At 76.7% G+C, this 25,480-nt stretch carries 20 protein-coding genes, 1 pseudogene and 1 riboswitch; of the genes and pseudogenes, 11 read left to right on the top strand and 10 right to left on the bottom strand.

All coding sequences use genetic code 11. The annotated features are described in order from the left end of the window. Positions 1-21: 21 nt before the first annotated feature. Positions 22-840 (bottom strand): LysR family transcriptional regulator substrate-binding protein, encoded by an 819-nt coding sequence (locus tag CP974_RS01555; protein ID WP_031133028.1) that lies wholly within the window; start codon positions 838-840, stop codon positions 22-24. Between the two features lie 57 nt (positions 841-897). Here CP974_RS01555 and CP974_RS01550 point away from each other — a divergent pair, with 57 nt between their 5' ends. After that, positions 898-1,293, top strand: a complete 396-nt coding sequence (locus tag CP974_RS01550) for a DUF5997 family protein (protein WP_031133026.1) — start codon at positions 898-900, stop codon at positions 1,291-1,293. 715 nt (positions 1,294-2,008) lie between these two features. Here the strand turns inward: CP974_RS01550 and CP974_RS01545 are convergent. After that, positions 2,009-3,388, bottom strand: a complete 1,380-nt coding sequence (locus CP974_RS01545) for a helix-turn-helix domain-containing protein (protein ID WP_051839742.1) — start codon at positions 3,386-3,388, stop codon at positions 2,009-2,011. A 158-nt stretch (positions 3,389-3,546) separates the two neighbouring features. On the opposite strand from CP974_RS01545, the gene CP974_RS01540 reads away from it, so the two are divergent. Both CP974_RS01540 and CP974_RS01535 read left to right on the top strand, forming a co-directional pair. After that, positions 3,547-4,911 carry a M64 family metallopeptidase gene (locus CP974_RS01540; RefSeq protein WP_223844494.1) on the top strand — a complete coding sequence of 455 codons (1,365 nt, stop codon included), beginning with the start codon at positions 3,547-3,549 and terminating at the stop codon, positions 4,909-4,911. A gap of 222 nt (positions 4,912-5,133) precedes the next feature. Next, positions 5,134-6,621 (top strand): alpha/beta hydrolase family protein, encoded by a 1,488-nt coding sequence (locus CP974_RS01535; protein WP_031134209.1) that lies wholly within the window; start codon positions 5,134-5,136, stop codon positions 6,619-6,621. Between the two features lie 4 nt (positions 6,622-6,625). Here the strand turns inward: CP974_RS01535 and CP974_RS01530 are convergent, their stop codons facing one another. The 6 genes from CP974_RS01530 to CP974_RS01505 form a co-directional block, all read right to left on the bottom strand. Then, the gene (locus CP974_RS01530; protein WP_031134211.1) at positions 6,626-7,825 is read right to left on the bottom strand and encodes a S8 family peptidase; all 1,200 of its coding nucleotides are present in this window, start codon (positions 7,823-7,825) and stop codon (positions 6,626-6,628) included. Positions 7,826-8,203: 378 nt separating this feature from the next. Then, complete coding sequence (locus CP974_RS01525; protein ID WP_031134213.1) at positions 8,204-9,400, bottom strand: ABC transporter ATP-binding protein; 1,197 nt, start codon at positions 9,398-9,400, stop codon at positions 8,204-8,206. 78 nt (positions 9,401-9,478) lie between these two features. Further along, positions 9,479-10,312, bottom strand: a complete 834-nt coding sequence (locus CP974_RS01520; protein ID WP_031134215.1) for a carbohydrate ABC transporter permease — start codon at positions 10,310-10,312, stop codon at positions 9,479-9,481. Beyond that, positions 10,312-11,154 (bottom strand): carbohydrate ABC transporter permease, encoded by an 843-nt coding sequence (locus CP974_RS01515; protein WP_085921209.1) that lies wholly within the window; start codon positions 11,152-11,154, stop codon positions 10,312-10,314. The genes CP974_RS01520 and CP974_RS01515 overlap by 1 nt, the downstream gene beginning before the upstream one ends. Before the next feature lie 119 nt (positions 11,155-11,273). Further along, positions 11,274-12,806: an ABC transporter substrate-binding protein gene (locus CP974_RS01510; RefSeq protein WP_224354467.1), complete on the bottom strand. Its 1,533-nt coding sequence runs from the start codon at positions 12,804-12,806 to the stop codon at positions 11,274-11,276. 126 nt (positions 12,807-12,932) lie between these two features. Further along, positions 12,933-13,664 (bottom strand): type III effector protein, encoded by a 732-nt coding sequence (locus tag CP974_RS01505; RefSeq protein WP_069975236.1) that lies wholly within the window; start codon positions 13,662-13,664, stop codon positions 12,933-12,935. Between the two features lie 236 nt (positions 13,665-13,900). Here CP974_RS01505 and CP974_RS01500 point away from each other — a divergent pair, with 236 nt between their 5' ends. From CP974_RS01500 to CP974_RS01485, 4 genes are all read left to right on the top strand, one after another. Continuing rightward, complete coding sequence (locus tag CP974_RS01500) at positions 13,901-14,338, top strand: Hsp20/alpha crystallin family protein (protein ID WP_031135605.1); 438 nt, start codon at positions 13,901-13,903, stop codon at positions 14,336-14,338. Positions 14,339-14,405: 67 nt separating this feature from the next. Beyond that, entirely contained in the window at positions 14,406-14,801 is a 396-nt protein-coding gene (locus CP974_RS01495; protein ID WP_031135607.1) for a DUF2267 domain-containing protein, read from the top strand. A gap of 58 nt (positions 14,802-14,859) precedes the next feature. Continuing rightward, entirely contained in the window at positions 14,860-15,255 is a 396-nt protein-coding gene (locus CP974_RS01490) for a DUF2267 domain-containing protein (RefSeq protein ID WP_031135610.1), read from the top strand. A gap of 250 nt (positions 15,256-15,505) precedes the next feature. Next, positions 15,506-16,780, top strand: coding sequence for an FG-GAP repeat domain-containing protein (locus CP974_RS01485; protein WP_140160770.1), 1,275 nt, complete (start codon positions 15,506-15,508; stop codon positions 16,778-16,780). A 181-nt stretch (positions 16,781-16,961) separates the two neighbouring features. On the opposite strand, the gene CP974_RS01480 is transcribed toward CP974_RS01485, so the two are convergent. Next, the gene (locus tag CP974_RS01480) at positions 16,962-18,236 is read right to left on the bottom strand and encodes a vanadium-dependent haloperoxidase (RefSeq protein ID WP_223844445.1); all 1,275 of its coding nucleotides are present in this window, start codon (positions 18,234-18,236) and stop codon (positions 16,962-16,964) included. A 438-nt stretch (positions 18,237-18,674) separates the two neighbouring features. Next, positions 18,675-18,842: riboswitch (cyclic di-AMP (ydaO/yuaA leader) on the top strand. Positions 18,843-18,845: 3 nt separating this feature from the next. On the opposite strand from CP974_RS01480, the gene CP974_RS01475 reads away from it, so the two are divergent. Next, positions 18,846-19,580, top strand: coding sequence for a LysM peptidoglycan-binding domain-containing protein (locus tag CP974_RS01475; protein WP_031135616.1), 735 nt, complete (start codon positions 18,846-18,848; stop codon positions 19,578-19,580). A gap of 154 nt (positions 19,581-19,734) precedes the next feature. Here the strand turns inward: CP974_RS01475 and CP974_RS01470 are convergent, their stop codons facing one another. Then, positions 19,735-20,616: a sugar phosphate isomerase/epimerase family protein gene (locus tag CP974_RS01470; protein WP_031135618.1), complete on the bottom strand. Its 882-nt coding sequence runs from the start codon at positions 20,614-20,616 to the stop codon at positions 19,735-19,737. Positions 20,617-21,366: 750 nt separating this feature from the next. Here CP974_RS01470 and iolC point away from each other — a divergent pair. From iolC to iolD, 3 genes and pseudogenes are all read left to right on the top strand, one after another. Then, positions 21,367-22,302, top strand: a pseudogene (gene iolC, locus CP974_RS01465) (5-dehydro-2-deoxygluconokinase); the annotation flags it as partial. A gap of 318 nt (positions 22,303-22,620) precedes the next feature. Continuing rightward, positions 22,621-23,514 carry a 5-deoxy-glucuronate isomerase gene (gene iolB / locus CP974_RS01460; protein WP_037939288.1) on the top strand — a complete coding sequence of 298 codons (894 nt, stop codon included), beginning with the start codon at positions 22,621-22,623 and terminating at the stop codon, positions 23,512-23,514. 7 nt (positions 23,515-23,521) lie between these two features. Further along, on the top strand, positions 23,522-25,408 hold the full coding sequence (iolD, locus tag CP974_RS01455; protein ID WP_031135678.1) for a 3D-(3,5/4)-trihydroxycyclohexane-1,2-dione acylhydrolase (decyclizing): 1,887 nt from the start codon (positions 23,522-23,524) through the stop codon (positions 25,406-25,408). Positions 25,409-25,480 lie beyond the last annotated feature (72 nt).

Below are 25,480 nucleotides of genomic sequence, written 5' to 3'. Positions count from 1 at the left end.
GGCCGGGTACGGCGGACAGGCTCAGGAACGGCGGCGCGGCCGGCCCTTCCGGGCGCCCTGCGCACCACCGCCGCCGCGCCGCGCGCCCTTGGCCGCGCCACCACCGCCGCCGGAACCGCCTGCGCCACCGGTGCTCCGGGACCGGGCGCCGCCGCCCGTCCCCGCCCCCGTGCCGGAGGCGGCCCGCCGCGGCCTCTGCTTCGGCTGCTCGGCGGCGGCCCCGGCCGGGCGGCGGCCCCGCGTGCTGTTCACCGTCCTGCCGCGCACGATCCCGATGAAGTCCTCCACCGCGTCCGTCGTCCGCTCCTCCGGCCACGACAGCGCCACCTGCGACTGCGGCACGTCCGTGACCGTCCGGTACGTGAGGTCCCTGCGGTGGTGCAGGCGGGCCAGCGACTGGGGGACGACGAGCAGGCCGACGTTGGCCGCTACCAGCTCCACCGCGTCCCCGGTCGTCGCGGGCCGCTCGAAGCCGGGCCGCCCCGGCGGGCGCTCCCAGCCGAGGGTGTCGTCGAGCGGGTGGAAGACCACCTCGTCGGCGAGGTCGGCGGCCGTCACCTCGTCCACGGCGGCGATGACGTGGTCCTTCGGGACCACGACGACCGTCGTCTCCGTGTACAGGGGGATGGCGCTGAAGTACGGGCGGTCGACCGGGAGCCGGACGAGACCGGCGTCGGCGCCGCCCCCGCGCAGGACGTCCTGCGCCTCGGCGGCGGACACCGCGACGAGCTCCAGCGGCACGTCGGGCAGCCGCTCCCGCCAGACACCCACCCACTTCGCGGGCGTCACGCCCGGTACGTACGCGAGCCTGAACGGGGAGGGTGCTTCCGAGCCTGTCACCAGGCCAGGCTACCGGGCGTGGTCGGGAGCCGCGCACATGCTCGATATCCTGGGCGTATGACGTCGCACCGCACCACCCAGACGATGAAGCCCGCGACCGCGGCGAAGAAGCTGGGTGTCTACCTCGAGGCCACCCCCGAAGAGTTCCGGAAGGGTGTCGTCTCGCGGGACGAGCTGAACGCCCTCCAGGCCGACCCGCCCGAGTGGCTGAGGGAGCTGCGGCGCAACGGCCCGCACCCCCGGCCCGTGGTCGCGGCCCGGCTCGGCGTCTCCATCTCCGGCCTCGCCCGCGGCGGGGTCACCGAGGCGCTCACCACCGAGCAGATCGACGCCCTCAAGGAGGAGGACCCGGAGTGGCTGCGCAGGGAGCGCGCCACCCAGGCGGAGGTCCGCAAGGAGGCAGCCCGGATCAAGGAGAAGCGCGCCGAGCAGTCCGACGACGCGCGTTCCTGACCGGCTCCGCACCCCGGGAGCGCCCGCCCCGCACGGGCGCGCTCCGTACGCGTGAACGGCCCGGCCGCCCCGTGGAGGGGCGGCCGGGCCGCGTCATGGGGGCGGCACCGGCGGGTGGGCCGGCCCGCCGGCCGTCACCGTCGCCGTCGCGGGAGGCACCCGCCCGACGAGCCGCCGCCAAACCCGGCGCCGTCGCGGCGATCCTCCCCGCCCCGGGCCAGGGGGCGCGCCGCCACGACGCGACCGGCGCCCGACGGGTGCGTCCACCCCGGCCCCCGGCGCCACCCGCCCCGGCAGCGGCACCGCGACGACGGGCCGGCACGGGCCGCCCCCCGCCACCGGGAGCGGTGCGGCGGCCCCGCCCCCCGGCCTCGCGGCCCGCCCGCATCGGCGGACCCGGCCCCCGGCCTCGCGGCCCGCCCGCATCGGCGGACCCGGCCCCCGGCCTCGCGGCCCGCCCGCATCGGCGGACCCGGCCCCCGGCCTCGCGGCCCGCCCCAGCACCCGTCCGCACCGGCGGCCCCCGGCCTCGCGGCCCGCCCGCACCGGCGGCCCCGGCCTCGCGGCCCGTCCGCATCGGCGGTCCCGGCCCCAGGCCTCGCGGCCCGCCCGCACCGGCGGTCCCGGCCCCCGACCTCGCGGCCCGCCCCAGCACCCATCCGCCACCCGCACCGGCAGCCCCCGGCCCCGCGGCCTCCCCGGCGCCCCGCCCGTCTCAGCTCCCCTCGGCCTCCGCCGCTCCCGAGCCCCCCGCCACCCGGAACGGGGGCGCGGCCGGTGCCGGGCCGAGCGTCGTCGTGCCGGGCGCCGCCCGGTGGCCGAGCCCCGTCCGGTACGCGTCGAGGGCGGCCTCCACCCGGCCCGTGCGGCGCAGCAGGTCGCCCAGCAGCCGGCACAGGTCGGCCAGGTCCCCCGTGGCCCCGCTGCGCTCCAGCAGGCCGAGGGCCAGCACGTAGTGCTCCTCGGCGGCCTCCGCGTCGCCCCGCTCCTCGGCGATGAGGCCCAGCAGCCGGTGCGCGCCGCCCGCGTGCACGGCCCCGCGCCCGTCGTCCAGGTCCAGGTCCAGGACCGGCGCCAGCAGGGCGGCGGCCTCCTCGTGCCGGCCGAGCCGCCGCAGGACGTCCGCCAGTTCGACCTCCACCTGCGCGGCGAACAGCGCCGCCCGGCGGGCCGCCAGCATGTCCCGCGCCGTGCGCAGCTCCCGCTCCGCGGCGTCCAGTTCGCCGCTCTGCGCCTTGACGTAGCCGCGCATCCAGTGGCAGTGGGCCAGATCGGTGCCGAGGCGCAGCTGCCGGTACATCGCCTGGGCCTTCGCCAGGGAGGCGTCGGCGTCGGCCGTGCGCCCCTCGGCGAGGAACGTCCGCGCCACCTGCCGGTGCATCCCCGCCACCAGCGCCGGGTCGTCCACGCGCGGCGCCAGGGCGAGCGCCAGTTCCGCCGCGTGCGCCGCCCGCGCGTGGGCGCCCATGTCCATGTACGGGCCGATGCTCGCCGCGTACAGCATCACCAGCGCCTCCGGGTCGGCGAGGCCGCCGCCCGTCAGCTCGTCGATGGCGGACTCCAGCAGGTAGCAGGCGTAGCGCAGCTCCCCGGCGAGCAGATGGGCGACGGCCCTCCCGCGCACCGCGCGGGCCCGGCGCGGCGCCGGCTCGCCGGCCAGCAGCCGCTCCGCCTCCCGGAAGTGCCGGCCGGCCTCCTGGAGGGCGCCGGTCTCCAGCGCGCAGTCGCCGAGCCCGAGATGGGCCTCGGCCCGCTCGGGGGCCAGGCCGTGCCGCTCGGCGTCCGCGAGGAGCCCCTCGTACAGGGTGGCGGCCTCGGCGGCGCTGCCGGTCGCCAGCACCCGCTGGGCGTCCGTCAGCCCGGCCCGCAGTTCGGTGGCGAGGTGGGCGGGCCGGCCGGTGGCCAGTTCCTCGTACGACGTGCCGAGCCGGCCGGCGAGGAAGCGCAGCGCCGTCTCGGACGGCCGCACCCGGCCCGCCTCCAGCGTCGACACGTACGCCGCCGTGTACGACGGCTCCGCGAGCTGCCGCTGGGTCAGCCCGAGCGCGGTGCGCAGCCGTTGCACACGGCGCCCGATCTCGGCCGGTCCGTCCATCGCCACTCCCTGGTCGTCGAAGGGTCACCAGTATTCAGGGGCTCCCGGCCATTGCGCCGCCCCCGTGCGCACCCCTACCTTAAGCGGCTAGTTCAACGGACTTAATCCCTCGCTTAACTGCTCTCTCCTCGCCTGTCCCTCCGTCACCAGGAGACCCTGTGCGCCTCTTCGCCTCGCGCAGCACACTGACGGCGGCCGGTGTCGCCGTCGCCGTGGCCGCCGCCCTCGCCGCCGGACCCGGCACCGCCGTCGCGGGCCCCGCCCCCGCGCCCCCCGCCCCCGCCGAGCGGGTGGAGGTGGAGGTCCCCGGCCCCGAACGCGGCGGCTTCGCCGGATCCGGTCACGTCACCGTCCCCGCGGCGGGGCTCGGCCGGCCCGCGCCCCGGCTCAGCGGGGCGGCCGCCGAGACCGACGGCACCGTCACCAAGATCGTCGACGGCGGCCCCACCGGCGACCGCCTCGACGTCGTCGTCATCGGTGACGGCTACACCGCGGCCGAACTGCCCCGGTTCCACGACGACGCCCGCGCCAAGTGGGGCGAGATCACCGCCGTCGAGCCGTACACGACGTACCGGAACCTCTTCAACGTCTGGACCGTCGACGCCGTCTCCCGCCAGTCCGGCGTGACCGGCGACCCGGACCGCGCCACCGTCCGGGACACCGCGCTCGGCGCGTACTTCTGGTGCGGCGACATCGAACGGCTCCTGTGCGTCGACCAGGAGCGGGTCGACGCCTACGTGGCGCTCGCCCCCGAGGCCGACCTCGTCATCGTCCTCGCCAACAGCGCCAAGTACGGCGGCGCCGGCTACAACGAGCGGAGCGAGACCCTCGGCTACGCCGGCATCTCCACCGCCTCGGCCCGCAACGCCCAGTCCGGGCAGGTCGCCGTCCACGAGACCGGCCACTCCCTCGGCGGCCTCGCCGACGAGTACTTCTACCCGGGCACCCCCGGCTACGAGCGCTACACCGGCAAGGAGCCCGGCGAGCCGAACACCTCCACCCTGGACGCCGGCCGCATGGCCGCCCGGCAGGCCAAGTGGTACCGCTGGCTCGGCGAGGAGTCGCCGGACGGCGGCAGGGTCGGCGCCTTCGAGGGCGGCGGCTACTTCGAGACCGGGCTGTACCGCCCCACGGACGGCTCCCTCATGCGCTTCCTGGACAAGCCGTTCAACCTGCCGGGCGTCGAGGCGATGATCGCCGGGTTCTACCGGTACGCCCGCCCCGCCACCGCCCTCACCCCGCCCGGCACCACGCTCACCGGTGGCCGCCCGGCCGCCGTCAGCGTCCCCCGCCTCACCGGCCCCGACGGACGGCAGCTCACCATCCGCTGGTCCCTCGACGGCCGCGACCTGCCGCACCTGGCCGGCCGCACCGAGGTGCGCCCCGGCCAACTGGGGCTGCGCAAGCCCGACTTCCGCACCCACCGGCTCACCGTCACGGTGGAGGACCGCACGGACGCCGTGCGCGACCCGGCGCTCGCCCGCACCCTTCGCACCACCTTCGACTGGCGCGTCCGCCGCTGACCCGCCCGCGCCGCGGCCCGGCGCCCCGATCGGCGGGCCCACCACCCGATCCACGAGCCGCCGCCCCGCGACCGGTCCCGCCCGCCCGGCGGAGCCGGTCGCGGGCGCGCCTTGCACCTCCCCCTGGGGGAGCTCCTACCGTCGGCGCGGCGGCGACCCGAAGGGCGGGCGCCGGACGGACACCGGGCCCGGGCGACCGGGAGCCCGGGACGAGGAGGGCGCATGACGGCGTACGTACTGGTGGGAGAGGCGTTCACCGGCGGATGGCTCTGGGACGAGGTGGCCGGACGGCTGCGCGGGGCGGGCGCCGAGGTGCACGCGGCGACCCTCCCGGCCGGCCCCGGCACCGACCTGGAGGACCACGTGCGGCACGTGGTGCGGCTCGTGGACGGGGCCGCCGCCGGCCGCGTGGTGCTCGTCGGCCACGGATACGGCATCCACCCGGTGCTGGGCGCCGCCGACCGGCGGCCCGAGCGGACCGCCCGCGTCGTCCACGTGGACGCCGGCATGCCCCAGGACGGCGACCCGGCGCTGAAACTGGTCCCCGACGCCGCCGTACGGGAACGGCTGCTCGCCCCCGGCGGCGGCGCCGACCCGGTGGCGCCGCCCGCCGCGCCCGGCGACTGGGCCCGCTGGGGCAGCACCGAGGGCGTCCCCGCCGACGCGCTGGAGCGGCTCACCCGGCTGGCCGTTCCGCAGCCGCCCGCCACCCTCACCGCCCCCCTGCGGCTGACCGGCGCGGCGGCGAAGGCCCCCACCACCGGCGTGCTCTGCACGGCCAACGGCGCGGGCATCGCCACCGTCCAGGGGCTCGTCCACCTGGGCGACCCCCGCCTCCAGGCGCTCGCCGCACCGCGCGTGACCTTCTTCGAACTGCCCACCGGCCACTGGCCCATGCTGTCCGCCCCCGCCGACCTCGCCGACGCGCTGCGCGCCGCCGCGGCCGGCGGGGGACACCGGCTGACCCCGGCCGGCGACGGACCGCCCCCGCACCTGCGGCCCTTCCTGCTCGACGTGCCCGAGCGGCCCCGCGAGCGGCACGGGAGCACCGACCTGTACCTCCCCGACGGCGCCGCTCCCGAACGGCCCGCGCCCGCCGTGGTGCTCGTCCACGGCGGTCCGGTGCCCGCCGGGGTCGCGCCGACGCCCCGCGACTGGCCCGCGTTCACCGGCTACGCCCGGTACCTCGCCGGGCTCGGCGCCGTCGCCGCCACGGTCGACCACCGGCTGCACGACCTGGGCGACTACCCGCGCGCCGCCGACGACGTGGCGGCCGCCGTGCGGCTCGTACGGGACGATCCGCGGGTGGACGCCGACCGGATCGCCCTGTGGTTCTTCTCGGCCGGGAGCCTGCTGGCGGCGGACTGGCTGGCCGCGCCGCCCCCGTGGCTGCGCTGCGTGGCCGCCACGTACCCGCTGCTCGCTCCGCTGCCGGCCTGGGGAATGGACGAGACCCGGTTCCGCCCCGCCGCGGCGGTCGGCGCCGCCGGGCGGCTGCCGCTCGTGATCACGCGGGTGGAGCGGGAGCGCCCCGAGATCGCGGCGACCGTCGCCGGGTTCCTCGCCCGCGCCGCCGACCGCGGGGCGGCGGTCGAGGTGGTCGACGTGCCCGGCGGGCAGCACGGCTTCGAGACCGTCGACCACACGGAGGAGGCCCGGAAGGCCGTGGCGGACGCCGCGCGCCGGGTCGTCGGCCACCTGCGGTCCTGACCGGTCACAGCCCGCCGGTCTGGAGGAGCCGGCTGGGCGACGTCTTCGACACGGTCAGGGCGTTCTTCACGGACTGCTCCAGGATCCACCCGCCGACGGCGGCGGGCGTCGCCGAGGGGTTGCGCGCCTTGTACAGCGCGGCCACCCCGGCGACGTGCGGGCTCGCCATCGACGTGCCGTCGAGGGCGACGCTGCCGCCGCCCAGCCGCGCCGACCTGATCTGCGTACCGGGCGCGTAGACGTCCAGGCACGGACCGAAGTTGGAGAATCGCGCCTCCTGGTCGAGGTGGTCGGAGGCGCCGACCGTCAGGGCCCGTTCGGCGCCCGCGGGGGAGGTGCCGCACGCGTCGGACGCCTCGTTGCCCGCGGCGACCACGGGCAGGACGCCCCGGTCGAAGAGGGCGTTCGTCGCCGCGTCGACGGCCGCGGAACGGGGGCCGCCCAGGGAGGCGTTGAGCACGACGGAGCGGCCGCCCGCGTTGCCGGCGGCCCACTCGAGGCCGCCGATCACACCCGACCAGCTGCCCCGGCCGTCGCAGCCGAGGACGCGCAGGCTGACCAGGCCCACCTCGCGGGCGACCCCGTGCACGGAACCGCCGACCGTGCCGGCGACATGGGTGCCGTGGCCGTTGCAGTCCTGGCCGCGCCGCCCGTCGCCCATCGCGTCGTACCCGAAGTAGACCCGTCCGGCGAACTCCGGATGGGCGTAGTCGATGCCGGAGTCGAGGATGAACGCGTAGGCGCCCGCGCCGGTCGCGGTGACCTCGTAGCGTCCGTTCAGCGGCAGGTACGGCTGGTCGATCCGGTCCAGGCCCCAGCTGCTCGCGGTGACGCGCACGGCGGGAGCCCGGTCCTCCACGGGCGCGGCGACCACCCGCGCGTCCTGCTCGACGGCCGCGACCTCCGGCATCGCGCGGACGGCGGCGAGCTGGGCGGGGGTCAGCTTCGCGGCGAAGCCGTTGAGCACCCGCTGGTACGAGTGCAGCGGGGTGACCCCGGCGAGCCGTGCGGCCTGCGCGGAGGCCACGTCCGGCCGCAGCGTGACGATGTACTGGCCGTCGATCCCGTCCACCTCGTGGGTCAGCAGCGGCGCGGGCGACGTCCGGGCCGGTTCCGCGTCGGACTCGGCGGCGGTGGCGGGGGCCGCCGTCAGCGGCAGGAGCAGCAGCAGGGCGACGGACGCCCAGCGCGCGGACGGTCTCATGGGGGTCTCCGATCGGTCGGTGGCGGCGGTCGGCGTACGTGCGCCGCCGGTGCGCCCGCCCCGTGGCGGGGCGGGCCGCGTCGGGGGGAGTCTCGGCTCGCGCGGACCCCGCCACGCGGGCCTGACGGCGCCACGCCACAAGTCGGATGAGATGCCGCCCGCCCCGCGCCCCCCACCGCGCCCTTCCGGGCCGCCTTCCGTCGCCCTCGGCGCCGCCCTCGCCCGCACCGCCCTCGCCGAAGCCTCGCCCGCGCCGAAGCCCCGTCCACCGGCAGAGCCCGCCCGCCGGCCGTGTCCACGCCGCCCGCGGTGCCCACGCCGCCGAGCGTGTCCGCGCCACCGGCCGTGTCCGTCCGCGCCGGCAGCCGCCGGCAGCCGTCAGCGCTCGTCGTCGGGCGTCTCGCGGCGGGTCAGGTTGGTGCCCGAGCGCGGGTCGAAGACGTGCATATGGGACGTGTCGACGTACAGCTCCGCCGGGCTGCCCTCCCGCACCCGCGTCGCCGCGCCGAGCCGGGTGACGATCTGGTGCCCGCCGCCCCCGGCCTCCGCCACCCCGGAGTCGGCCGCCAGTTCGGCGAGGTCCGCGCTGTCCGCAGGCTGCCACCCCTCCTCGGTGAAGTAGGCGTACACGTCGGAGCCCAGCGACTCCACGACGTCCACCCGCGCGGTGAACCGGGCGCCCGGCAGGTCCGGGTCGACCAGGGCCGCGTCCTCGAACGCCTCCGGCCGCAGCCCCACGATCAGGTCGCGCGGCGCCTGCGCCCCCTCCAGCCGCCGCAGCGTCCCGGCGTCCAGCGGCAGGTCCCCGACCACCGTGCGCAGCCGGCCCTCCTCCAGCGAGGCGTGCAGGAAGTTCATGGCGGGCGACCCGATGAACCCGGCCACGAAGAGGTTGCGCGGCTGGTCGTAGAGGTGCTGCGGGGTGCCCACCTGCTGGACGAGGCCGCCGCGCATCACCACCACCCGGTCCCCGAGCGTCATCGCCTCGGTCTGGTCGTGCGTCACGTACACCGTGGTCGTGCCCAGCCGCTGCTGGAGGCGGGAGATCTGGGTGCGCATCTGCACGCGCAGCTTCGCGTCCAGGTTGGACAGCGGCTCGTCCATCAGGAACGCCTTGGGGTCGCGGACGATGGCCCGGCCCATGGCGACGCGCTGCCGCTGGCCGCCCGACAGGTTCGCCGGCTTGCGGTCCAGGTGGTCGCCGAGGTCCAGGATGCGGGCGGCCTCCTCGACCTTCTCCCGGATCACCGCCTTGTCCACCTTCGCCAGGCGCAGCGCGAAGCCCATGTTCTCCCGCACCGTCATGTGCGGGTAGAGGGCGTAGCTCTGGAACACCATGGCGATGTCGCGGTCCTTGGGCGCCTTGTCGTTGACGACCTGCCCGCCGATGCGCAGGGTGCCCTCGGTGATGTCCTCCAGGCCCGCGATCATGTTGAGGGTGGTGGACTTCCCGCACCCGGAGGGGCCCACCAGGATGACGAACTCCCCGTCGGCGACGGTCAGGTCCACGTCCCGCACGGCCACGGCACCGTCCGGGTACCTCTTGGTGATGCCCTCGAGAACGATCTCGGCCACTGTCGGTGCTCCTTGGAGGGAATGCCGTAGGGGGTGGGGAGGGGATGGGGAGGGGGGAAGCGGGGTGCGGGCGGCCGGTCAGCCCTTCACGGCCCCCGAGGTCAGCCCGGCGACGATGCGCCGCTGGAACAGCAGCACGAAGACGATGATCGGCACGGTGATCACCATCGCGGCGGCGGCGATCGACCCCGTCGGCTCCTGGAACTGGCTGCTGCCGGTGAAGAACGCGATCGCCGCGGGGACGGTCCGCGCGGACTCCGTGGAGGTCAGCGAGATCGCGAAGAGGAAGTCGTTCCAGCAGAAGATGAAGACGAGGATCGCCGTCGTGAACACGCCGGGCGCCGCCAGCGGCGCGATCACCAGCCGGAACGCCTGCGCCGGGGTGGCCCCGTCCACCTTCGCCGCCTTCTCCAGGTCCCAGGGGATCTCCCGGAAGAACGCCGACAGCGTGTAGATGGCCAGCGGCAGCGAGAACGTCATGTACGGCAGGATCAGCCCCGGCCAGGTGTCGAACAGGCCCAGCGCGCGCTCGATGTCGAACAGCGGGGACACCAGCGAGATCGGCGGGAACATCGCGATCAGCAGCGACACCCCGATCAGCAGCCGCTTGCCCGGGAAGCGCAGCCGGGCCACCGCGTAGGCCGCCATCGTCCCCAGCGCCACGGCGATGACGGTCGAGATCAGCGCGATGCCGATGGAGTTGACGAGCGCCCTGGTGAACTCCGACGTCTCGAAGATGCCCCGGTAGTTCTCCCAGGTCCACTTCCTCGGCACGAACGACCCGTCCGCCAGGGTGGACGGGTCCTTGAACGACAGCGCGGCGATCCACCACACCGGGAACAGCGCGTAGGCGATGACGACGACGTTCGCCACCGTCCACCCGGTCACATGCCGCTTCCCCGCACCGGCCATCAGCGGCCTCCCTCTCCCGATCCGGGCGCGGCGGCACCGAACGCCTTGACGAAGGCGAAGGCGATGAGCGCCACGCAGAGGAAGATCAGCACGGAGACCGCCGACCCGATGCCGAGGTTGAGCGCGGTGAACAGGTTGTCGTAGCCCAGGATCGACACCGAGCCGGTGCCGTGCGCGCCCGACGTCAGCACGTAGATGCTGTCGAAGACGCGGAACGCGTCGAGGGTGCGGAACAGCAGTGCCACCAGGATCGCCGGCTTCATCAGCGGCAGCGTCACGCGGGTGAACCGCTGCCACGGCCCCGCCCCGTCCACCATCGCCGCCCGCAGCGACTCCTCGGGCACCAGCGCCAGCCCGGCGAGCAGCAGCAGCGCCATGAACGGCGTCGTCTTCCACACCTCCGCCAGGATGATCAGCCCCAGCGCGGGCCACTGCTCCGTCAGCGGCGCCTCGCCGGCCGGGAGCAGCGCGGCCAGGTAGCCGGTGCCGGGCGTCCACGCGTACTGCCAGGAGAACGCGGCCACGACGGTGACGATGCCGTACGGGACGAGTACCGCCGTGCGGACCGTGCCGCGCCCGACGACGCTGCGGTGCATCACCATCGCCAGCGCCATCCCGAGCACCAGCTCGACGGCGACGGAGACGACCGTGATGAACAGCGTCACCCAGAACGCCTGCCACCAGAACGGCGACGAGAGCACCGCCGCGTAGTTGCTCAGCCCCACGAACTCGGCGCGGTCGGGGAAGCGCAGGTCGTAGCGCTGCATCGACAGGTAGACCGCGTAACCGATCGGGTACGCGGTGACGGCCGCCATCACCAGGACGGCGGGCGCGCACAGCAGCCAGCCGAGGCGGCGCTCCTGCCGGGCGCCCTCCGAGAGCCGGGCGCCCTCCGAGAGCCGGGTGCCGGACGCGGCCGAGGGCTCCTCGGGGCCGCCGGTCCGCTCGGCCGTCGCGCGTTTCACGGGATCAGCCCCTTCGACTGGAGGGCGTCCTCGATCTGGCCCGCGATCGTCTCCACCGAGCGGCGCGGGTCGATGGCCGCGGGCGGGGAGAGGGTGTGGGCGATGACGATGGACACGTTCTGGTAGGCCGGGGTCTGGGGGCGGACACTGGCGTTCTCGAGCGCCTGGTAGATGGCGTCGGCGAAGGGGTAGTCGCGGACGAACTCCGGGTCGGAGTACAGCTCCCGCAGGGTCGGCGGCAGCCCGCCGTCGAGGGCCGCGGCGATCTGGTTCTCCCGGTTGCGCAGGCACAGCGCCGCCTCGAACGCCAGTCCGGGGTGCCGGGAGTACGCGCCGACGGCCAGGTCGATCCCGCCGATCGTCGGTCTGGCCGGCCGCGAGGCGTCCACCCTCGGGTAGGGCGCCCAGCGCAGGTGCCGGAACAGCTCGGGGTTGTTGGCCTTCATCGACGGATGCACGAAGGGGTAGTTGAGCTGGAACGCCGCGGTCCCCGACTCCATCGCCAGCCGGTTCTGGTCCTCCATCTGGTTGGGCAGCGACGGGTCGGCGGCCGGCGACGTGGCCAGGTCCCGCATGATCCCCGCCGCCCGCACGGCGGGCGGGCCCAGCGCGGGGGCCGTGGCCGCGGCGTTGAGGACGGAGCCGCCCGCGCTCGCCACGAGCGTGTTGAACCAGACCGTCAGCCCCTCGTACTGGGCGCCCTGGATCTCGACGTAGTGCGGCTTGCCCTCGGCGGCCAGGCGGCGGGCCTCGGCCAGCATCTGCGCCCAGGTGCGCGGCGGCTCGTCGACCAGGTCGGCGCGGTACCAGAGCAGCTGCGTGTTGGTGTTGTACGGCACCGCGTAGAGGCGGTTCTTCCACGTGCCGGTCCGCAGCGGCACCTCGAGGGTGCCCTCCTCGGCGCGGCGGCGCAGCTCGCCGGTCCACGGCAGGATCCAGCCGGCCTCGGCGAACTCGGGGGCCCAGGTGACGTCCAGGCCCATGACGTCGATGGCCGTGTCCTCGGCGGCCAGCCGGCGGACGAGCTGCTGGCGCTGTCCGTCGGCGGTGCGCGGCAGCTTGTGGTAGACGATCCGGTAGCGGCCCTTCGCGTCCCGGGTGCAGTTGCGCGCGGCGGCGTCGAGGGCGCCGGAGTCGTCGGGGAAGTTGTACCAGTTGACGGTCGGCGGGCCGGCCTGGGCGTCGGAACCGCAGGCGGCCAGCGGCGAGGCGAGCAGCGGCAGGACCAGCAGCGCCCGCAGCCCGCGCAGTCCGCGCGGCCGTCCCGGCCGGCCGCCGCGCCGGCTGCCGGACGGGGCGTCGCGCCGGCCGCCCGGCCCGCTCGCGCGCCCGCCGCCCCGCGCGCCGGCGCCCGGGGCGCCGGGCTCGCCAAGGTGCCGGATCGCGCCTCCGGCCCGTCGTCCGAGGGCGTGCCCCGGTTCCGGCCGCGGGGGCGGGGGAGCGCTGGGCCCGGCGCTCGCTCCGGGACCGCGCCCGCCGGCGCGCACCGGAGACCGGCGGGTGGCGTCTTCCCGGACCTCTCCTGGCATGCGCCCGACGGTAGGCGCGGGTACCGCCCCGGCGCGGCGCGGCGCGTGCGCCCGGCCCGTACGGCCACCCGACCGGCCGACGCCCCGTCCCGCGCCGCGTCCGATCGCGCCGCCCCCGGCCGGGAGTCAGGCGAGCGAGCGGCGGTCGTGGTCGCTGGCGCGGCGCAACTCGTCCGTCCGCCGCGCCACGTCCTCGACCCGCGCCGCCAGCTCCGGGTGCCGTCCCCGCAGGTGCGGGCCGGTGTCGGCGAGCGGGCCGATCAGGCCGGCCGCGTCGTCCCCGGCCAGCGCCTCGGTGAGCCGCCCTATCGGCGACCGGGCCTGCCGGGCGAGGTCGTCGAGCGCCGTGATCTGGCCCGCGAGCTGCCGCAGGTCGGCCGCGTTGCGCCGGGCCCAGGCGCTCACCGACCGGTCGGCGGCCCGCCGGTCGCGCGTCGCCTTCACCCGCTGGTCGGCCGTGGTGCCGTGGCCCCCGCCGGGCCGCAGCCGCAGATAGCGCCGCTCGGCCGCCTGGCGGCTGGCCACGCCCAGCGGTCCGGCGAGATCGGCCCAGCTCACTCCGGCCGCGCGGGCCGCCTCGATGAGCGCGGGCTCCCAGTCGGCCAGCTGCCGCCGCACCTCCCTGAGCAGCAGCAGTGCCGCCAGGGCGTCCTCCGCCGCCGGGGCGTCCTCCGCCGCCGGGGCGTCCGGCGGACCGGGCGGCCCGCCGCCCGCCACGGGGGCACCGCCGGCGGCCGGCCGCGCGCCCCGCGCCGCGCGGATGGCCTCGCCGATGGTGCTGAGCGCCGCCGCCGCGGCGGCGACGGGCGGGCCGGGGGCCGGTGAGTGCGGCGCCGGCTGCCGCTCGGCTTCGCCCACGGGGCCTCCTCCACGGGGTTGGGGGCCACCGCCGCCGGACGGCGTCGCGGTGGCCCTGATCTTCTGACGGTCACCGGAACGGCGACCGCGCCGAGACGTCATGCCCCGCGATGACGAGCGGTCGCCGTCATCCGTTCGATGACGCCCGGCGTTGTCATCGTTCCGATGACATGTTACAACGGAGGCAGGTGAACGCATTGGCATGGAGTGTTCCGAGCCGGTGGAGGTGATTCACGATGTTGATGCGCACCGATCCGTTCCAGGAGTTCGACAGGATCGCCCAGAGGCTCATCGGGGCGTCCGGCACCTGGTCGCGGCCCACGGCGATGCCGATGGACGCGTACCGCGAGGGCGACGAGTACGTGATCGCCCTCGACCTGCCCGGCGTCGACCCGGACGCCATCGACGTCGACGTCGAGCGGAACATGCTGACGGTGAAGGCCGAGCGCAGGCCGCCGGCCAGGTCCGAGAGCGTGCAGATGGAGCTCTCCGAGCGCCCGCTGGGCGTCTTCTCCCGCCAGGTCATGCTGGCCGATACGCTCGATGTGGAGAACATCAGGGGCGACTACGACGCGGGTGTCCTGACCCTGCGCATCCCGATCGCCGAGCGCGCCAAGCCGCGCAAGATCGCCATCAGCGCCACGGGTGAGGGACGCAGGGAGCTCGGCGGCTGACCGACCCGCTCGCAGCGCGACCGGAGGGCGGACTCCTCCGCCCTCCGCCGGCCGGAAGGGGCGCGTGATGCAGATGAGGTGGGAGACGTTCCTGGAGGCGATCCGGGAACGGGGCGAGTACGCGACACCCGGGGAGGCGGAGCGCGCGGCCAGGGTCGTCCTGGCCCTGCTGGGCGCCCATCTCGTCGGCGAGGTGCGGGCCGAGCTCGCCGCCCGGCTCCCGGAGACCTTCGAGCTGATCCTGCTCAATCCCCTCCAGGCCGCGGAGCCGCTCTCCCCCGAGCGGTTCGTCCGCGCCACCGCGGCGTGGATCGAGGGAGCCACGGAGGAGACCGCCAAGTGGGACGTCGGCGCCGTGCTCAGCGTCGTGGCCGACGCGGCGGGCGGCGACCTCGTGGGCCGCGTCCTCCTCCAGCTCCCTCCGGGGTACGACCTTCTCTTCGGCCGCCCGACGGCGGCCTGACCACCACCGACGACACGCGGTCGCCCAGGCGCGCGACCGGGGAGGAAGGCTTTCCACCATGACGTGGCAGGAACTCGTGGCCCGCATCCGCACCGCCGGCCGCTACGACTCCGACGGGGAGGCGGAGCGCGTCCTGCGGGCCGTGCTGACGGTGCTGGGCGGCCACGTCGTCGGCGACGAGCGCTGCGAACTCGCGGGGCTCCTGCCGCCCGAGGCGGGCGCGCTCCTCGCCGCCCAGATCCCGGTCACCGAACCGGCGGCGGCGCCCGAGTTCGTCGGGCGCGTCGCGGACCTGCTGGCGCTCTCCCCCGCCGAGGCCCGCTGGGCCGCGTCGACCGTCCTGTGCACCGTCGGCGCGTACGCCGGCGACGGCCTCACGCGCCGGGTCCTCGCCGGCCTGCCGCGCGGCTACGCCCTGCTGTTCGGCGTCGCCGACCTCGCCCCCGCCGCCTGACGGCCCCGCTGTCCGACGGCCCCCCGCCGGGCGCTCTCACGGCGCCCGGCGGGGGGCCGTCCTCGGACGGTTCCGCGGCGGCGTCCCCCCTGGCCGCGACCGGTCCGCCGGACGGGGTGCCGCTTCCCGCGGGGCGCCGCGGCCGTCCCCGGCGGGCGCGGCATCTGCGCTGACGGAGCCTCAGTTGCCGCTCCCCGCCGATACGGTGGACGCGGCAGAGATCGTTCACGTGTTTGGAAGGGGGGACGTCGTGAGGGGAATCCTGCACTGGGGACGGCGTCGGCTGGGGGTCGCCGGAGCGGTGGGGGCCCTGCTCGCCACCGGGGTGGCCGGAGCCGGGGCGCACGCGGCCGAAGGGGGCGCCGGGACCGTCGCCCTGACGACGCCCGGCCTCGCCGTGGGCGGGCAGGTCGTCCACACGGTCACCGTCGAGGCGCCGGAGAGCGGCGTCCTCACGGTCGGCTTCGCGACCGCCGACGACCAGCGGCCCTGGGGGCAGCAGGACGAGTGGACCCACGGCGTCACGATCAGCGGCCCCGACGGTGTGGCGCAGCCGTGCACCTACCCGTCGTACGAGGTGCTCACCGGGCAGGTGCGCTGCGAGCTGCCGGCGGGCACGCACACCCTGACCTACCGGGTGCGGGCGACCGGGCCGAGCTGGCACCTCGTCGCCGACGCCCGTTTCGCTTCCGCGTCCGGCACCGCCGATGCCTCCGCCACCGGCCGGTTCGACGTCACGGGCGGCGCCGTCGTGCCGATGGACTGGGACGTGCTCGCCCGCGACGGCAGCGGAGCCGTGCGCGCCTACAGCCACTACTCCGGCGAGTGGGGCCGCTTCGACATCGAGTGGGGCAGGCCGCTCGGGGTGGACTGGGGCCGGTACGACCGCCTCGCCAAACTCGCCCCGATCGACGTGCGGGGGCGCGGCGGTGACGTGGTGGCGCGCGACGCCTCCGGGGTGCTCTGGTACCACCGGCTCGCGGGCACCGGGCGCACCGCCTTCGAGACCCCGGTGCGCGTCGGTTCCGGCTGGGGCGCCTACCGGTCGATCCGCGGCGCCGGCGACGTGACCGGCGACGGCCGCCACGACCTGCTCGCCGTGGACGGCTCAGGGGTCCTGTGGCTGTACCGGGGCACCGGCGACCCGGCCCGTCCCTTCGAGGCCCGCCGACAGGCCGGCACCGGCTGGGGCGTCTACACCTCGCTCACCGGCGGCCTCGACGTCACCGGCGACCGCAGGGCCGACCTGATCGCCCGCGACTCCGCCGGAGCCCTGTGGCTGTACCGGGGCACCGGGGACGGCGACGCCCCGCTGCGGTCCCGCGCGCGGATCGGCACGGGGTGGAACGTCTACGACACGCTCGTCCCGTACGGCGACGTCACGGCCGACGGCAACCCCGAACTGCTCGCACGCGACCCCTCGGGCGTCCTGTGGATGTACCGGGGCACGGGGGACGCGTCCGTGCCGTTCGAGGCGCGGGTCCAGGTCGCCCGGTACTGGGACGGGTTCGACGCCGTTCTCTGACGGGCCGGGCCGGGCGGCCGGACGGGCCCGAGCGGTCCGGGGGCGGCCGGACGGGCCCGGCCGGGTCGCGCGGGCCGGTGGCGGTGCGGGGCGCCCTGGTCGAACGGCCCGCCCCCGCGGGCGGGCGCCCACGGCGGACGCCCGCCGGGCCGCGACGGTCCGGCGGGCGTCCGGCGCCGCGTCAGCCCAGCGGGCGGAAGTGGCGGGCGAGGGCCCAGGCGGCGATGCGCTGGCCCGTGGCCGTGCCCACCTCGTTCGCCGTACGGGTGTGGATGCCGCCCCACATGCGGGCGCCCTCGACGTCGCTCGTGTAGTGGTCGGGGATCTGGTAGTGCCGGGTCTTCTTCGCCATGACCGACGTGACGCGCAGGTCCAGATTCGGGCTGCCCGACAGCGTCGTCAGGGTCCGCACCAGGGCGCCCGCCGTGGTGGTGTGCCCGCTGAGGTAGTCGGGGTGGGGCGGGGTGTTGAGAAGGGGCTCCCACGCCGCGTCGGGCTCGGTCAGCGGGTTGTCGTCCTTCTCCGCCTCGTGGATCGCGGTGACGGGGCGCCAGGAGCCGTAGTGCAGCTTCGCGTCCCACGCGGCGATCGCCGCGTCCACCTGGATCGTGCTGACGGCGGCGAACAGGCGCGCCGTGTCGACCAGGTCGAGACCGTGCCGCTCGGCGCGGTCGGCCAGCGCGCCCTGGAGGTCCACGGTGGTGAAGAAGCGCGCCGTCTCGGTCTGCTCCGGGGTGCGCACGGTGCTCGTCTTCGCGCCGACCGCCTTCACCTCGTTCAGGTCGGCGGCATAGCGGTCGGACGTCATCGCGGGGGGCGCGGCGGGCCTGAAGCGTTCGGGGGCGTCCATGAGCATCGGGCGCAGCCGGCCCACCCACGCACTGCCGAACGGCTGCCGCGCGGGCGGCGTGGGCCGCCACACCCCGACGGCGGGGGAGGCCGTGAAGGGCACGGCGGCGTTGACGCCGTCGTCCTTCCGCATCGCGATCATGTGGGCGGCGGCGCGGCGGCCGAAGGCCACCCCCGCCTTCTCGGCGGCCCCGTCCGGCACCTCGGCGAGCGAGGCGGTGTGGGCGCTCTCCAGCTGCGCCTTCGCCTTGGGGAAGTAGTGGAGCAGGACGTCGTGGGCGGCGGTCGCGGCGGCGGCCACGGACGAGGCGGAGCGGGGCCCGCGCCCGTCCCAGCGGTAGGGCTCGTAGCGGCCCTCGATGCCGACCACCGCGTTGTACATGCCCGCCGAGACGACGGCGTGCCAGACGGCCGTCTCCGACGAGTTGAGGTCGCCCTCCGGGTCCACGACCTCGCCCGTCAGGCGGGCCCAGTCGGCGATGACGGCGCCGGGCGCCGACACGGCGGGCTCCGCCTGCGCGACGGCCGCCGGGACCGCCGCCGCGGCTGCGGTCAGCCCCAGCAGCGCCGCGGCGGCGGCCAGGGCCCGGCGAGGCGACGTCCTCACTGATGTCTTCTGCACGTGTTCGTCCCTGTTCGTTGCGGTTGTCGATCCCTGCTGTCCACCCTCGGCGCCGGTGGGTGCGCCGCAACCGCTCCGGTCCGCGCGAGCGCCGTCCGGGCACCACGGCCACCCGAACGGAGCCGAAAGGCGGGTGATCTGTCCGATTGGATAGCCTTTAAGCCTTTTGGGCTCTTTGGTGGAGGGGGCGTCAATTCGGCGCGGTTTGCGGCGTGATGGTGGCGTCACGCTCCGCAGATGTGCTCCGTGACGTCGGTCACGGGCGCGCGGCGGCCATATTCCCCGGACGCCTTGCGGGCGCGAGGAATTCGCCCCCGGAGGCCGTCCCAATCGATCTTCGAATGGAATTCCCCGCCTTGTTCCCGCGGCCGTACGTCGTTTACGGTCACCGTCATTCCGGAGGGAACGCCGAATCCTGCCGCTCTCCGGACTCCGCCACTCACACATTCACGCTCGGCAGGAGCGGGGGAACCAGGTAAGTCGCCGCACCCGGCATCCGGGACGGCTAGGGGTGAAGTCGCGGGCGACCGCGGCCGGGCAGCTCCCGCCCGAACCCGACAGCTCACCTCGCAGGCGTCGGAGAGGACACGACCCATGCCCGCACCGGGTAAGCACGCACGCCGCAAGCTCAGCCGCCTCAGCCGTGGACTCGTCGTCGCGAGCACCGGCGGAGCCGCCCTCGCCCTGCCCCTGGCCGGCGCGGCCACCGCCGCCCCCGCCGCGGCCCCCGCCGTGGCCGTCGTCGCAGCTCAGGCGCCTGCCGCGGCCCCGGCCGCCGCGCCGGCCGCCCCCGCCACCTACACCGTGGCCCTCGGGGACACCCTGTCCGGCATCGCCACCGACCACGCGGTCGGCGGCGGCTGGAAGAAGCTGTACGAGGACAACAAGGCGGCCATCGGTGACGACCCGTCACTCATCCGGCCGGGCATCGAGCTGAGCGTGGCAGCGGCGGCCCGCCAGGCCGCCGCCCAGCCCGCGGCCGCCACCCCCGTCGCCGCCAAGGCGTACGCCGACAACCTCGACGGCTGGATCAGGGAATCCCTGGACATCATGGCCCGGCACGGAATTCCCGGCAGCTATGACGGAATTCACCGCAACATCATGCGCGAGTCCTCCGGAAATCCGCTCGCGATCAACAACTGGGACTCGAACGCCGCCGCCGGAACGCCCTCCAAGGGCCTCCTCCAGGTGATCGACCCCACCTTCCGCGCCTACCACGTACCGGGTACGTCCCTCGACCCGTACGACCCGGTCGCCAACATCACCGCCGCGTGCAACTACGCCGCCGACCGGTACGGCTCCATCGACAACGTCAACGGCCCGTACTGATCCGACGGTCCATCGGACCGGGCACCCGGCATCCCGCCGGGTGCCCGGTCGCGCGCGTGGCCCCCGGGCCCGCCCCGCCTCCCACGGCCCGTCAGGAGCACCCCGCCGGGCCGCTTCCCCCTTCCGCGCTCCGACGCCCGCCGTGCCCCCGCCCTCAGGCGCCGCACGAGCGGAGGAAGCGCCGGGTGCGCGCCGCGATCGGGAGCGGCCGGTCCGGCGGGCACGGGTACATGTCCTGCTCCACGACGGCGAACAGGTCCACACCCAGCCCCTGTGCCGCCGCCAGCACCGGCTCCAGCGCCGGAACCCCGTACGGCGGCTCGCACATCACCCCGCGCCGCACGGCTGGCCCGAACGGCACGCCGTCCGCGACGACCCCCGCCAGGACGGCCGGGTCCACCTGCTTGAGGTGCAGGTAGCCGACGCGCTCCCCGTACGTCTCGATCAGCTTCAGGCTGTCGCCGCCGCAGTAGGCGTAGTGCCCGGTGTCGAGGCAGAGCGCCACCAGGTCCGGGTCCGTCGCGTCGAGGAACCGCTCGACCTGCGCCTCCGTGGCCAGGTGCGTGTCGGCGTGCGGATGGACGACGACGCCGAGCCCGTGGCGCTCGCGGACCTCCCGCGCCAGCCGCTCCGTGCCGCGCGCCAGGGCCCGCCACTGCGCGGCGGTCAGCTCGGGCGGCTCGATCACCTCGGCGGTCCTGTCGTCCCGCCAGAACGACGGGATGACCACCAGGTGCCGCGCCCCCACGGCCCGCGCCAGCCCCGCGACCCGGTCCACCCGCTCCCGCGTCGCCTCCCACACGGCCGGGCCCCGGTGCAGGGAGGTGAAGACCGTGCCGGCGCAGACCCGCAGGCCCCGCCGCGCCGTCTCGTCGGCGAGCCGGACCGGGTCGGTGGGGAGGTAGCCGTACGGGCCCAGCTCGATCCACTCGTACCCGGCCCGCGCCACCTCGTCCAGGAACGTGGGCCAGGGCACCTGGCGCGGGTCGTCGGCGAACCACACGCCCCACGAGTCCGGCGCGGTGCCGACCCTGATCCGGTCGAGCGCGGGGGCGGGGGAGGAGCACGGCCCGGGGAGGCGGGACCGTTCGGGGGACGGTGCGGGGGAGCCGGCGGGGTCGGAGCCGGCGGGGGAGGGCTGGGGCGGGGGCGGGGAGCCGGCGGGGTCCACAGGCGGTCCTTTCACCCGGCGGCGGGCGGTGCGGGCGCCGCCGGAGGTCGGGGCGGTCGGTCGGGGCGGTCTGCCGGGGCGGTGGTCGCGGCGGCGCGCCGCGGTGGTCGCCGGCCCGGGGAGGTGTCCTCGTCGGCGGCGCCGTCGGCCCGCGGGGCGTGCCCGGTGCCGGCGGGCGGACCGGGGACGTCGACGACCCGACCGTAGCGGCGGCGGCGGGCCGCCACGAGCGCCCGTTGGTCCATCTGTCGGCACCTCACCGGGCGACCGGGGCGGTGATACGGGGTGGGCCGCCCGGCGCCGGGGGAGACACCTGGCAGCACTCCCGCCCCGACCGCCCCGCAGGCCCCAGGAGCATCCCGCATGCCCGAGTCCGTCGCACCTCGCCCCGCCGGGCCCGCGGCCGACGCGCCCGCCACCCCCCACCCCGCCGGGCCCTTGGTGGAGGCGCCCGCCGCCCCCCACCCCGCCGAGACCCCGGCGCCCGAGCCCGGCGCCCTCGGCCCCGCCGGGCCGGCGGCGCGCGCGCCCGGTGCTCCCGGCCCCGCCGGGCCCGCGGCCGACGCGCCCGCCGCCCCCGCGCCCGCCGGGCCCGGCGGGGGCGGGCCGTTCGACCTGATCGCCATGGGGCGGATCGGCGTCGACCTCTACCCGCTCCGCGGCGGCGTGCCGCTCGCCCGCGTGGAGACGTTCGGCAGGTTCCTCGGCGGCTCCGCCGCCAACGTCGCCGTCGCCGCCGCACGGCTCGGCAGGTCCACCGCGCTCATCACCCGGACCGGTGACGACCCCTTCGGCGCGTACGCGCACGAGGCCCTGCGCGCGTTCGGCGTCGACGACCGCTGGGTGGCCCCCGTCGCGGGGCTGCCCACCCCCGTCACCTTCTGCGAGATCTTCCCGCCCGACCACTTCCCGCTCTACTTCTACCGCCGGCCCAGGGCGCCCGACCTGGAGATCCACCCCGGTGAGCTCGACCGCGGCGCGCTGCGCGCCGCCCGCGTCCTGTGGACCACCGGCACCGGGCTGAGCGCCGAACCCAGCCGCACCGCCACCCTCGCCGCCCTGGCCGTCCGCGCCCGTACCGGCGTCACCGTCCTCGACCTCGACTGGCGGCCCGCCCTCTGGAGCGACCCGTCCGAGGCCCGCGCCCCCTACACCGAGGCGCTGGCGCACGCCACCGTCGCCGTCGGCAACCTCGACGAGTGCGAGATCGCCACCGGGACGCGCGACCCGCGCGCCTGCGCCCGCGCCCTCCTCGACGCGGGCGTCGACCTGGCCGTCGTGAAGCGGGGGCCCGCGGGCGTGCTCGCCGTCCACCGCGACGGCACCACGGTCGACGTGCCTGCGCTGCGGGTGGAGGTGGTGAACGGGCTCGGCGCCGGCGACGCCTTCGGCGGGGCCCTCTGCCACGGCCTCCTCGCCGGGTGGGACCTGGAGCGGACCGCGCGGTTCGCCAACGCCGCCGGCGCGCTGGTCGCGTCCCGGCTGTCCTGCTCGTCCGCGATGCCGACCGCCGCCGAGGTGGACGCCCTGCTCGCCGCCCCGCCGGCGCCCAGCGGGACGGCGCCCCGGCCCCCCGCGCCCCCCGCGCCCCCCGCCCGTCCGGAGGGCCCCGCCGCGGCGGCGCCTCCACCGCCTGCGCCCGCACCCGCGGCCCCCACGGCATCCGCGCCGCCCGCTGAGACCGCGGCTTCCGCGCCCGCCACGGTCGCCGCCCCGCCATCGGCCGCCGCCCCGCTCGCCTCCGGCCCACCCGCCCCCGCTCCACCCGCCCCCGCTCCACCCGCCCCCGGCCCGTCCGAAGCCGTGCCGCTCGAAGCCGCGCCGCTCGAACCCCGGCCGCCCGGCCCGTCCGGCGGGGCCCGCCGCCATCTGCCCGCCGGGACCGCCGCGCACGGCCCCTACAGCGTCGACGTCGGCCCCGCCACCGCCGGATGGGGGCACGCGGCCCTGCGCGTCCTGCCGCTGCCGCCCGGCGGGCACCACACGTACGACACGGGCGACAGCGAGTGGATCGTGCTCCCGCTCTCCGGCGGCTGCACCGTCACCGCCGACGGCCGCACCTTCCGCCTCACCGGCCGCCCCGGCGTGTTCCACTCCGTCACCGACTTCGCGTACGTCCCGCGCGAAACGCGCGTCACGGTCGCCTCCCGAGGCGGCGGGCGCTTCGCCCTCGCCGGAGCCCGCTGCGAACGGCGCCTGCCCGCCCGGTACGGCCCCGCCGACGCCGTGCCCGTCGAACTGCGCGGCACCGGCACCTGCTCCCGGCAGGTCAACAACTTCGCCGCCGCGGACACCTTCGACTGCGACCGGCTCATCGCCGTCGAGGTGCTCACGCCCGGCGGCAACTGGTCCTCGTACCCGCCGCACAAGCACGACGAGGAGCGCCCCGGAGAGGAGTCCCTCCTGGAGGAGATCTACCACTTCGAGATCGCCCCGCACGACGGCACGCCCGGCTTCGGCTACCACCGGGTCTCCCCGTCCGGCCACGGCCGGAACACCGACCTCGTCGCCGAGGTCCGCGACGGCGACACCGTCCTCGTCCCGGACGGCTGGCACGGCCCGTCGATCGCCGCCCCCGGACACGACATGTACTACCTCAACGTCATGGCGGGCCCCGGCGCCGAACGCGCCTGGCTCATCCGGGACCACCCCGACCACGCCTGGGTCCGTGCCACCTGGCCCGGCCGGCCCGCCGACCCGCGCCTGCCCCGGTACACCGCCCCCGGCCCGACGCCGCCGGACCACCGCGCCCCCGCCCCGTGAGGACCCCATGAGCCCGCCCGCCCGCCGCCCCGCCGTCCGCCTCACCACCGCCCAGGCGCTGATGCGCTTCCTGACGGCGCAGTACACCGAACGGGACGGTGTGCGCCGCAGGCTGGTCGCGGCCACCTGGGGCGTCCTCGGCCACGGCAACGTCGCCGGGATCGGACAGGCCCTCCTGGAGACGGGCGAACAGGCCATGCCCTTCCACCAGGGCCGCAACGAACAGGCCATGGTGCACGCGGCCGTCGGCTACGCCCGGCACCTGAACCGGCTCTCCGCCCACGCCGTCACCACCTCCATCGGCCCCGGTGCCACCAACCTCGTCACCGGCGCCGCCCTGGCCACCGTCAACCGGCTGCCCGTCCTCCTCCTCCCCGGCGACCGCTTCGCCACCCGCGCCGCCGAACCGCTCCTCCAGCAACTGGAACACCCCCTCCACGCCGACGTGTCCGTCAACGACACGCTCCGCCCCGTCTCCCGCTACTTCGACCGGATCACCCGCCCCGAGGCGCTCGTCCCGTCCGCGCTGCGCGCCATGCGGGTCCTCGCCGACCCCGCCGAGACCGGTGCCGTGACCCTCGCCCTGCCGCAGGACGTGCAGGTGGAGGCGTACGACTGGCCCGGGGAGTTCTTCGCCGAGCGGATCTGGCCCGTCCGCCGCCCCGCCCCCGACCCCGCCGAACTCGCCGAGGCCGCCCGGCTGGTGCGCGCCGCCCGGCGCCCCCTGATCGTCGCGGGCGGCGGCGTCCACCACAGCGAGGCCGAGGTCGCCCTGCGCGACCTCGCCGACGCCACCGGCATCCCCGTCGCCTCCACCCAGGCCGGCAAGGGCTCGCTGCGCCACGACCACCCCGCCGACCTCGGCGGCATCGGCCACACCGGCACGGCCGCGGCCGACGACATCGCCCGCACCGCCGACCTCGTCATCGCCGTCGGCACCCGCCTCACCGACTTCACCACCGCCTCCGGCACCCTCTTCGCCCACCCCGGCGTACGGTTCCTGGGCCTCAACACCACCCCGTCCGACGCCCACAAGGCGGCCGCCCGCCCCCTCGTCGCCGACGCCCGCGCGGGCCTCGCCGCCCTCGCCGCAGCACTGGCCGGGCACCGCGTCGCGCCCGCGTACGAGGCCGAGTACCGTGCGGGGCGCACGCGCTGGGAGCGGGTGGTCCAGGCCGCGTTCCGCGCCGGCGACGACGAGGTGCCCACGCAGACCCAGCTGATCGGCGCGCTCGACGCGGTCGTCGGCGACCGGGACGTCGTCGTCAACGCCGCCGGCTCCCTCCCCGGCGACCTGCACCGCCTGTGGCGCGCCCGGTCACCGCGCCAGTACCACCTGGAGTACGGCTACTCCTGCATGGGCTACGAGATCCCCGGCGCCCTCGGCGTCCAGCTCGCCGCGCCCGGCACGCCCGTGTGGGCGCTCGTCGGCGACGGCACGTACCTGATGGCGCCCACCGAGATCGTCACCGCCGTGCAGGAGGGCCTCCCGGTCAACGTGGTCCTCGTCCAGAACCACGGGTACGCCTCCATCGGCGCTCTCTCCGAGCAGGTCGGCGCCGAGCGCTTCGCGACCGCGTACCGCTTCCGCGCCGCCGACGGCTCCTTCACCGGCGCGCCGCTGCCCGTGGACCTCGCCGCCAACGCCGCCAGCCTCGGCATGGACGTCCTGCGCCCGCGCACGGTCGGCCAGGTGCGCGCCGCGCTCGCCGAGGCCCGCCGCTCACCCCGCCCGACCTGCGTGTACGTGGAGACCGCCGCGCCCGGTGAGGAGACGCCCGGTGCGTCGGCCTGGTGGGACGTGCCGGTCGCCGGGGCCGCCACCCGCGAGCCCGCCGTCCGGGCCCGCGCCCTCTACGACCGGCGGGCGGCCGACGCGCGCGGGTACCCCTAGACGGGGCCGGACCGCCGTCCCCGGGGCACGGCGGGCCGGCGCGGCGACCGGTCACCACCGCGCGCCGCGCCG

This window comes from Streptomyces fradiae ATCC 10745 = DSM 40063, from assembly GCF_008704425.1.
Lineage (GTDB): Bacteria > Actinomycetota > Actinomycetes > Streptomycetales > Streptomycetaceae > Streptomyces > Streptomyces fradiae.
This window is presented reverse-complemented; position numbering and strand designations above follow the sequence as displayed.

What these genes read in the sequence shown, in the direction of transcription:
- CP974_RS01530 (WP_031134211.1), bottom strand. Translation starts at nt 7,825, where the DNA reads ATGAGACCGTCCGCGCGCTGGGCGTCCGTCGCCCTGCTGCTGCTCCTG.
- CP974_RS01520 (WP_031134215.1), bottom strand. Translation starts at nt 10,312, where the DNA reads ATGGCCGGTGCGGGGAAGCGGCATGTGACCGGGTGGACGGTGGCGAAC.
- CP974_RS01510 (WP_224354467.1), bottom strand. Translation starts at nt 12,806, where the DNA reads ATGCCAGGAGAGGTCCGGGAAGACGCCACCCGCCGGTCTCCGGTGCGC.
- CP974_RS01500 (WP_031135605.1), top strand. Translation starts at nt 13,901, where the DNA reads ATGTTGATGCGCACCGATCCGTTCCAGGAGTTCGACAGGATCGCCCAG.
- CP974_RS01475 (WP_031135616.1), top strand. Translation starts at nt 18,846, where the DNA reads ATGCCCGCACCGGGTAAGCACGCACGCCGCAAGCTCAGCCGCCTCAGC.
- CP974_RS01545 (WP_051839742.1), bottom strand. Translation starts at nt 3,388, where the DNA reads ATGGACGGACCGGCCGAGATCGGGCGCCGTGTGCAACGGCTGCGCACC.
- CP974_RS01495 (WP_031135607.1), top strand. Translation starts at nt 14,406, where the DNA reads ATGCAGATGAGGTGGGAGACGTTCCTGGAGGCGATCCGGGAACGGGGC.
- CP974_RS01535 (WP_031134209.1), top strand. Translation starts at nt 5,134, where the DNA reads ATGACGGCGTACGTACTGGTGGGAGAGGCGTTCACCGGCGGATGGCTC.
- CP974_RS01490 (WP_031135610.1), top strand. Translation starts at nt 14,860, where the DNA reads ATGACGTGGCAGGAACTCGTGGCCCGCATCCGCACCGCCGGCCGCTAC.
- CP974_RS01550 (WP_031133026.1), top strand. Translation starts at nt 898, where the DNA reads ATGACGTCGCACCGCACCACCCAGACGATGAAGCCCGCGACCGCGGCG.
- iolD (WP_031135678.1), top strand. Translation starts at nt 23,522, where the DNA reads ATGAGCCCGCCCGCCCGCCGCCCCGCCGTCCGCCTCACCACCGCCCAG.